Genomic DNA, 8,071 nt, shown 5'->3' on the forward strand with positions numbered 1-8,071 from the left:
TTTGAAACAATGGCAGGAGTATAACCAGCTTGGTCAGAACGAGCTGTCAGAAACTGCGACGGTGCTCACACTTGGCCGTATTGCTGCCCGTGGCGCAACCAGCGGTCAAGCAACGGGCTGACGTGGGTCGGCCAGCGTTCCAGCAGCGCTTGCGCAGCGTCACGAACGGCGGGCAATAAGTCGGCGTCGCGCATCAGATCCGCGACCTTGAATTGCAGCAATCCGGTCTGGCGGGTGCCGAGCATTTCGCCGGGGCCGCGCAGTTCGAGGTCTTTTTCGGCGATGACGAAACCGTCGTTGGTCTCACGCATGATGCCCAGACGCTGGCGACCGATCTGCGACAGCGGCGGATGGTAAAGCAGCACGCAATGGCTGGCGGCGCTGCCCCGACCGACACGGCCGCGTAACTGGTGCAATTGCGCGAGACCGAGGCGCTCGGGGTTTTCGATGATCATCAGGCTGGCGTTGGGTACGTCGACGCCGACTTCAATCACGGTGGTAGCGACCAGCAGTTGCAGGTTACCGGCCTTGAATTCGGCCATGACGGCGGCTTTCTCGACGGGTTTCATGCGCCCGTGAATCAGCCCGACTTTCAACTCGCCGAGGGCGAGGGTGAGATCTTCAAAAGTGGTTTCGGCGGCCTGACAGGTCAGCTCTTCCGACTCTTCGATCAGCGTGCACACCCAATAGGCCTGACGGCCCTCGGCGCAGGCACCGCGCACGCGCTCGATAACTTCGACGCGGCGGGTGTCGGTGACCAGCACGGTGTTGACCGGGGTTCGACCGGGCGGCAGTTCGTCGAGGATCGAGGTGTCGAGGTCGGCGTAGGCGCTCATCGCCAGCGTCCGTGGAATTGGTGTCGCGGTCATGATCAGTTGATGCGGACACATGCGCCCACCGACGCCTTTCTGCCGCAGCGCCAGACGTTGCTGCACACCGAAGCGATGCTGTTCGTCGATGATCACCAGCGCCAGATTCTTGAATTTCACTTCGTCCTGAAACAGCGCGTGGGTGCCGACCACCATCGGCGTGCCGCTGGCGATCTGCTCCAGCGCGGCGACGCGGTTCTTGCCCTTGAGCTTGCCGGCCAGCCACGCCACTTCGATGCCCAGCGGTTCGAGCCAGCGTTTGAAGGTGATGAAGTGTTGTTCGGCGAGAATTTCGGTCGGCGCCATCAGCGCGACTTGATAACCGGCTTCCAGCGCTTGCAGAGCGGCGAGGGCGGCGACCACGGTTTTACCCGCGCCGACGTCACCCTGAATCAGCCGCAGCATCGGTTCGTGCTGACTGAGGTCGTAGGCGATTTCGTTGCCGACGCGCTGTTGGGCGCCGGTCGGGTTGAAGCCAAGATTCGCCAGATATTTCGGCGGCAGCTTTTTCGCTTTCGGCATCGCCGGCGCGCGGAAGGAGCGCATGCTTTCGCGCAGACGTTGTTGCGACAGTTGATGGGTCAGCAGCTCTTCGAAGGCCAGACGATGCTGCGCCCAGTGATGACCGAGGGCGAGTTCGTCGACGTCGGCATCGGCGGGCGGGTTGTGCAGGTAGCGGATCGCGTCGGCCAGCGGCGCGAGTTGATAGTCGCGTGCGAGTTCGGTCGGCAGCCAATCGGGCAGGGTGTCTGGCTTGAGCATCGTCAGCGTCTGCATGCACAGCTGGCGCAGACGTGCTTGGGTCAGGCCTTCGGTGAGCGGATAGACTGGGGTCAGGGTTTCATCCACTGGCGGTGGTTCGTCGCCGGTGATCGCGCGATATTCCGGGTGGTAGATTTCCAGACCTGAGGCGCCGGGCCGGGCTTCGCCGTAGCAGCGAATCCGCGTGCCGCGCTTGAGCCCTTCTTTTTGCGCGTTACTGAAATGGTAGAAGCGCAGACTTAGCCCGCCGGTGCCATCCTGCATGCGCACGACGAGGCTGCGGCGGCGACCCATGACCACGTCGGCGCCGCTGACGGTGCCTTCGACCACGGCGTCCTGACCCGGTCGCAAATGGCCGATCGGCACCACGCGGGTGCGATCCTGATAACGCAGCGGCAGGTGAAACAACACGTCCTGGAGATTCTCCAGACCGACCTTGGCCAATTTCTCGGCCATGGCTTCACCGACACCCTTGAGTGCCGTCACCGACACTTGCGACAGCTCAGTCATGACGCTCGCTTAACCGGCCGTAACCGGTGTCGCTGGCTTGGCCACCGAGCACAGGCGAATGGAGTCGGCGAGGATTTCGATGGCTTTCGGCCGTGGGAAACTCGCACGCCAGGCGATGGCCACGGTGCGGAACGGCACCGGTGGCGACAGCGGACGCACTGCGATCACGCCGGGGGCGTAGTGATGGCTGTCAACAGCCGACAACGGCAGGATCGAGATGCCCAGACCGGACGCGACCATGTGGCGAATGGTTTCCAGCGAACTGGATTCGACTGTGGTGTGCTTGGCGCCGTCGCCGCCCTTGGTCAGGGTCGGGCAGGCTTCGAGCACCTGATCGCGGAAGCAGTGACCTTCGCCGAGCAGCAGCAGGCTCTTGTCGTTGAGCAGGCCGGCGTCGATGGTTTCTTTTTTCGTCCACGGGTGCTGGGCCGGCATGAGCACGTAGAACGGCTCGTCGTACAGCGGCAGGGTCAGCACGTCAGCTTCGTTGAACGGCAGGGCGATGATGATCGCGTCGAGTTCGCCGTTGCGCAGTTTGTCGCGCAGCACGTGGGTGAAGTTTTCTTCGATGTACAACGGCATCTGCGGGGCGACCCGGTGCAGTTGTGGAATCAGGTGCGGGAACAGGTACGGGCCGACCGTGTAGATCGCGCCGACTTTCAGCGGTGCGGTCAGCTGATTCTTGCCGGCCTGGGCCAGTTCGCGGATGCCTTGGGCTTGCTCAAGAACTTTCTGCGCCTGGGCGACGATGCCTTCGCCGACAGGGGTCACGCGCACGGCGCTCTTGCTGCGCTCGAAAATCAGCACACCGAGTTCGTCTTCAAGTTTCTTCACGCCCACCGACAGGGTCGGCTGGCTGACGTGGCATTTCTCGGCCGCGTGGCCGAAATGCTGCTCTTGGGCGAGGGTAACGATGTAGCGTAATTCTGTGAGGGTCATAGCAAAGCGTCCATGAAGATGCGGGCCAAGCATACCGGCTGCAATCGATAGACGCACGTTATCAGACTGAGGGCGACATGCGACACCGGGCAATGTCGGTTTACCGCTGGCAGATATGCAAAAGGCACCTTTCGGTGCCTTTTGGGCTTTGCGCAGACCTTGTAGGAGCCGAGCTTGCTCGCGAAGGCGGCGTGTCAGTCAGTACATCTTTCTCTGACACATCGCTTTCGCGAGCAAGCTCAGCTCCTACAGACCGCGTTAACGGCGGCGTTCGAGGGAATAAACAAACGGTGCAACAATTTCAATCGAGCCGTTGTTCAGCATGTCAGCCGGTGGCTTGGGCAGCGGTTGTGCGCGGCGGATCATTTCCAGGGTAGCCCGGTCAAGATCAGCGTTGCCAGAGCGGCCCACCAGTTCGAACGACAGCACGTTACCTTCGGCATCCACCACGAAACGCAGACGGTTCAAGCCTTCCTTGCCCCGTGCCTGAGCACTGGCCGGGTACTTTTTGTACTTGGCCAAATGCGCGAGCAGGGTGCCTTGCCAGCTGGCTTTGGCAGCCATCTGGGCCGGCGACGGGCCTGGCGCAGGCTGGGCGGATTTCTCCGTCGGTGCCTGAGTCGGCTGGGTGTCAGCCGGTTTTTCCTCGGAAGGTTTTTCCTTCGGCGGATCGGGCAGCTTCTTCTCGACCGGCTTCGGCGGTTTAGGCTTCGGCTTCGGTTTAGGTTTCTGCACCGCGATTTCAGCTTTCGGGGCTTCGGCCAGTTTCGGAATCGGCAACTCTTCAACCGGAGCCGGTGGCTGCGGCGGTGTGACGACTTTCGGCGGAGCAGGCGGTGGCGGGGCCGGAACCGGGGCCAGCTCGACCATCATTGCCTGCGGCGGCAATTCGATGGGCGGGCGGGCGGTCCAGTTCAGCGCCAGCGCGATGGCCAGCGCATGAACGCCCAGCACCACGGCCAGGCTACCGCTGTAACGCGTCAGCTTATGGCGCGTCGTGATCATTTCTTGGCTGCCGTCTCAAGTCCTACCAGGCCGACCTTCAGGTAACCGGCGGAGCGCAGGTTATCCATCACGCTCATCAGGTCACCGTAATCCACGCCTTTGTCAGCCTGGAAGAAGATGGTGGTGTCTTTCTTGCCCTTGGTTCTGGCGTCGAGGGTGGCGCCCAGTGCTTCGGGTTTCACTTCGTCTTCGCCGAGGAACAGGCGCTGATCAGCTTTAACGCTGAGGAACACCGGTTTCTCTGGCCGCGGCGCCGGTTTGGCGGTCGAGGCAGGCAGGTCGACTTTGATGTCCACAGTGGCCAACGGAGCGGCCACCATGAAGATGATCAACAGCACCAGCATCACGTCGATAAACGGCGTGACGTTGATTTCGTGGTTCTCGGCCAGATCGTCGTCTGCGCCTTCTTTCAAATGCAGGCCCATGGCCGATTACCCCACTTTAACCATGTGCGGCTGCGAGCTGCGCTCAGGCTGGTGGTCGAGGTCGCGGCTGACCAGCAACAGGACTTCTGCCGAAGCATCGGAAACCTGCGCCTTGTAACCGGCGATCGAGCGGGCGAAGACGTTGTAGATCACAACCGCTGGAATCGCTGCAACCAGACCCAGTGCGGTGGCCAGCAGGGCTTCAGCAATACCCGGCGCCACAACGGCGAGGTTGGTGGTCTGGGTTTTGGCGATGCCGATGAAGGAGTTCATGATGCCCCACACGGTACCGAACAGGCCGACAAACGGCGCGGTGGAACCGATGGTGGCAAGGACGCCGGTGCCGCTGCTCATGTTGCGACCGCAGGCTGCAACCAGACGCTCAAGACGGAAGCTGACGCGTTCCTTGATGCCTTCTTTCTCGCGGCTGTTGACCGACAGGCGCATCTCTTCGAGCGCGTCGTGCACCAGCAGGTTGGCGAGGGTGCCTTCCTTGCCGGCGGTGGCGCTGGCTTCTTTAAGGGTGGTGGCTTTCTTCAGGGCGGCGATTTCGCCACGCAGACGACGCTTGGCGCCCATCAGCTCAAAGCCTTTGGCGATCCAGATGGTCCAGGTGATGATGGACGCGATGGCCAGACCGATCATCACGATTTTGACGATGATGTCAGCGTTCTGGTACATGCCCCACGGCGACAGGTCGTGGGCCATGCCCAGCGTGTTGTCGGCTTCGAGAACTTCAGGAACGTCGGCAGCGTCTACCGCTTGCACTGGATCGGTTGCAGTCGGTGCGGCAGCCGGGGCGGTGGCAGGCGCGTCAGCAGCAGGAGCGTGCTGTTCGGTCGCGGCCGGTGCGGCTGGCGCTTGCGCGTCGGCGAACGCGGCGGTCGGTGCCAGCATCAGGCTGAGCAGCAGAGCCGCCACTGCGCTCCAGGCGCGAGGTCGTTGGGTTGGCGAAGCGGGGTTTTGATTACGTGTCATGCTGGCCGGACCTGAGATAGAAAAACGATGATGCTCTTCCAGGCCTCGTGAGGCCGAGAACAAAAGTGGCAGGCATTATTGCAAGTAATTCTTGTTAACAAAAGTAATAGAGTATCTTTTTTTCCTTGATTGCTAGCCGCTCGTCACTCGCCGGGCCTAGTCTGTCGCTTTCCGATGGGAGTTTTCTGATGTCTGCGCCTTCTGTTCTGATTGCCGGTTGTGGCGATATTGGTAGTCGTCTGGCCACGCAATTGCTGGCCGCTGGCTGGGAAGTCCATGGCTTGCGCCGGGATGTGTCACGGCTGCCTGAGGGTGTAATTGGTGTCGCCGGGGATCTCTTTAATGAAGATTGCCCGGACACCTGGCCGATCGGTGCGGTGGATTACCTGGTGTATTGCGCTGCTGCGACCAATCACGATGAAGCCGGGTACCGCGCGGCTTACGTGCAGGGTTTGCAGAATGTGTTGAGCTGGCTGGATGACTATGGCCAGGTGCCGGAGCGGCTGTTGTTTGTGTCGAGCAGCAGTGTTTATGGGCAGATGGATGGCGAATGGGTGGACGAGACTTCAGCGACAGTGGCCAGCGGTTTCTCCGGACGGTTGATGCTTGAGGCTGAGCAAGTCGCGCTCAAGAGCGGCATCCCGGCGAGCATCCTGCGCCTGACCGGTATTTACGGCCCTGGCCGCGAGCGTCTGCTGACGCAAGTTCGCGAGGGTTATCGCGTTGCCGTCGAACCACCGCTGTATGGCAATCGCATTCACGCGGATGACGCGGCGGGGTTGCTGAAGTTTTTGCTCCAGGCGGATCGGCAGGGGACTGCTCTGGAAAGCATCTACATCGGCGTCGACGATGCGCCGGCACCGTTGGCCGAAGTGGTCGACTGGTTACGCGAGTATCTGGGTGTGACCGAGTGGGCGGCAGAGGCGAGCGTGCGGCGCACGGGCAGCAAGCGCTGCAGCAATGCCCGGGCAAAGGCCCTCGGCTGGACGCCAACATACCCAAGCTACCGCGAAGGCTACGCCGCGATCCTCGAAGGTCGCTAAAAGCAAAAGATCGCAGCCTTCGGCAGCTCCTACATTGGAATACGTTTCCTGTAGGAGCTGCCGAAGGCTGCGATCTTTTCAGCGGTTTACTGTTTCTCGAGCAACCACTTGCGAGCACCCGGTGTGAACTGCGGCTGTTCATCCGCCAGCGCCGAGTTCACCGCTTGCAGGATTTCCAGCTCTTTGCCCTTGCGCACAAAGATCCAGTTATTGCCCTGACCGTTCTGCTGCAGCCACATGCTGTCGTTGCCGTTGCTCATCGACGCGCAATCGCCCGCCAGGCACAGCGCATATCGATCGGCACCCGGCAATCCGGACACCTGGCCATCGGCCTGGAACTGCACGGTGGCGCCTTCGCCTTCACCGCTGGTGATTTTCCAGCTGCCGCCCATGTAGGCGGAATACAGCGCACGCTCGAAACTCGCACCAATCGGCGCGCCTTCCGGTACCGGAATCTGAGCGCGATCGAACAATTGCTCCGGTTCGTTATCGCCGGCGGCCTGTTGCAGTTGGCTGCCGTCACGTTTCAACGCGCTGGCGGAGCTGCCATAGAAGTCGACTTTCCAGGTGCCGGACTCTTCGCCCAGCAGCCGTCCTTCGACGTTCTCAAAACCGTTGGTGTAGCGGGCCTGACTGGCCTTGGTGTTGACGTCCCACTCAAGGTTCGGGCCGTAAGCCTGAAGTGCTTCGCGCAGGGGGCCGCCCTTGGCTGCAGCGTTGATCGCCACCTGATTGATCCAGGTGCCGCTGATGTCACGGTCGGCAGGGTTGCTGGCGCAGCCGCCGAGGAGGAGGGCGAGCAGCGGAAGAGCTAGCGCTTTGCGCATGGTGGAATCCTTTCAAAACCTTTTCTTGCAGAGCAGTCGGCGCGGCGTTTGAAGGCCGCGCCGTGCGCATCACTCGATGACCAGAATGGCATCCATTTCAACTTGCGAACCCTTTGGCAGGGCAGCAACGCCGATGGCGGCGCGGGCCGGGTACGGCTGGTCGAAGTATTTGCCCATGATCTCGTTGACCTTGGCGAAGTGGCTCAGGTCGGTGAGGAAGATGTTCAGTTTGACGATGTCTTTGAACGAACCACCGGCGGCTTCGGCCACGGCTTTGAGGTTCTCGAACACCTGGACGGTCTGGGCTTCGAAGCCTTCAACCAGTTCCATGGTTTTTGGGTCCAGAGGAATCTGACCCGACATGTAAACAGTGTTGCCGGCCTTGATCGCCTGGGAGTAAGTACCGATGGCGGCCGGGGCCTTGTCGCTGGTGATAACAGTCTTGGTCATGTAGGACTCCTTGTTAGGGTTGCGTTATGCACGCATGCGGGTGATGCGGATCACTCCGGTCAAGGCGCGCAGTTTCTTGATCACGCGGGCCAGGTGCACTCGGTCGTGGACGCTGACCACCAACTGGACAACGCTGATGCGACCATCGCGTTCGTCCATGCTGATTTTCTCGATATTGCCGTCGGCTGCGTTGACGCTGCTGGCCAGCAGAGCGATCAGGCCGCGCTGGTGTTCCAGCCCGACGCGCAGTTCGACGTTGAATT

Annotated in this window: 9 protein-coding genes; 1 reads left to right on the top strand and 8 read right to left on the bottom strand. The window is 61.4% G+C overall.

All coding sequences use genetic code 11. The features are described from left to right. Positions 1–65: 65 nt before the first annotated feature. The 5 genes from recG to exbB form a co-directional block, all read right to left on the bottom strand. The gene (gene recG, locus ACIP1X_RS20540) at positions 66–2,141 is read right to left on the bottom strand and encodes an ATP-dependent DNA helicase RecG (RefSeq protein WP_400754683.1); all 2,076 of its coding nucleotides are present in this window, start codon (positions 2,139–2,141) and stop codon (positions 66–68) included. Positions 2,142–2,150: 9 nt separating this feature from the next. Continuing rightward, entirely contained in the window at positions 2,151–3,080 is a 930-nt protein-coding gene (locus ACIP1X_RS20545) for a hydrogen peroxide-inducible genes activator (RefSeq protein WP_053125062.1), read from the bottom strand. A gap of 258 nt (positions 3,081–3,338) precedes the next feature. After that, positions 3,339–4,085 (bottom strand): energy transducer TonB, encoded by a 747-nt coding sequence (locus tag ACIP1X_RS20550; RefSeq protein ID WP_038359287.1) that lies wholly within the window; start codon positions 4,083–4,085, stop codon positions 3,339–3,341. Continuing rightward, a complete protein-coding gene (gene exbD, locus ACIP1X_RS20555; protein WP_053125060.1) occupies positions 4,082–4,510 on the bottom strand; it encodes a TonB system transport protein ExbD in 429 nt (142 codons plus the stop codon). Before exbD ends, ACIP1X_RS20550 begins: the two co-directional genes overlap by 4 nt. A 6-nt stretch (positions 4,511–4,516) precedes the next feature. Further along, the gene (gene exbB, locus ACIP1X_RS20560) at positions 4,517–5,488 is read right to left on the bottom strand and encodes a tonB-system energizer ExbB (protein WP_400754685.1); all 972 of its coding nucleotides are present in this window, start codon (positions 5,486–5,488) and stop codon (positions 4,517–4,519) included. Between the two features lie 188 nt (positions 5,489–5,676). Between exbB and ACIP1X_RS20565 the strand changes: the two genes are divergently transcribed. Beyond that, the gene (locus ACIP1X_RS20565; protein ID WP_400754688.1) at positions 5,677–6,531 is read left to right on the top strand and encodes an SDR family oxidoreductase; all 855 of its coding nucleotides are present in this window, start codon (positions 5,677–5,679) and stop codon (positions 6,529–6,531) included. 86 nt (positions 6,532–6,617) lie between these two features. Here ACIP1X_RS20565 and ACIP1X_RS20570 read toward each other — a convergent pair whose 3' ends face one another. The 3 genes from ACIP1X_RS20570 to ACIP1X_RS20580 form a co-directional block, all read right to left on the bottom strand. Further along, complete coding sequence (locus ACIP1X_RS20570) at positions 6,618–7,358, bottom strand: hypothetical protein (RefSeq protein ID WP_400754690.1); 741 nt, start codon at positions 7,356–7,358, stop codon at positions 6,618–6,620. A 69-nt stretch (positions 7,359–7,427) separates the two neighbouring features. Continuing rightward, positions 7,428–7,808: a RidA family protein gene (locus tag ACIP1X_RS20575; RefSeq protein ID WP_003229509.1), complete on the bottom strand. Its 381-nt coding sequence runs from the start codon at positions 7,806–7,808 to the stop codon at positions 7,428–7,430. 24 nt (positions 7,809–7,832) lie between these two features. Further along, positions 7,833–8,071 (bottom strand): ACT domain-containing protein (locus ACIP1X_RS20580; RefSeq protein ID WP_400754694.1); only part of this gene is annotated, 239 nt, incomplete at its 5' end.

The organism is Pseudomonas sp. NPDC088885 (genome assembly GCF_044750025.1).
Taxonomy (GTDB): domain Bacteria; phylum Pseudomonadota; class Gammaproteobacteria; order Pseudomonadales; family Pseudomonadaceae; genus Aquipseudomonas; species Aquipseudomonas rustica.

Excerpts from the sequence above, each read along its gene's own strand:
- recG (WP_400754683.1), bottom strand. The coding sequence starts at position 2,141 with ATGACTGAGCTGTCGCAAGTGTCGGTGACGGCACTCAAGGGTGTCGGT.
- ACIP1X_RS20545 (WP_053125062.1), bottom strand. The coding sequence starts at position 3,080 with ATGACCCTCACAGAATTACGCTACATCGTTACCCTCGCCCAAGAGCAG.
- ACIP1X_RS20550 (WP_038359287.1), bottom strand. The coding sequence starts at position 4,085 with ATGATCACGACGCGCCATAAGCTGACGCGTTACAGCGGTAGCCTGGCC.
- exbD (WP_053125060.1), bottom strand. The coding sequence starts at position 4,510 with ATGGGCCTGCATTTGAAAGAAGGCGCAGACGACGATCTGGCCGAGAAC.
- exbB (WP_400754685.1), bottom strand. The coding sequence starts at position 5,488 with ATGACACGTAATCAAAACCCCGCTTCGCCAACCCAACGACCTCGCGCC.
- ACIP1X_RS20565 (WP_400754688.1), top strand. The coding sequence starts at position 5,677 with ATGTCTGCGCCTTCTGTTCTGATTGCCGGTTGTGGCGATATTGGTAGT.
- ACIP1X_RS20570 (WP_400754690.1), bottom strand. The coding sequence starts at position 7,358 with ATGCGCAAAGCGCTAGCTCTTCCGCTGCTCGCCCTCCTCCTCGGCGGC.
- ACIP1X_RS20575 (WP_003229509.1), bottom strand. The coding sequence starts at position 7,808 with ATGACCAAGACTGTTATCACCAGCGACAAGGCCCCGGCCGCCATCGGT.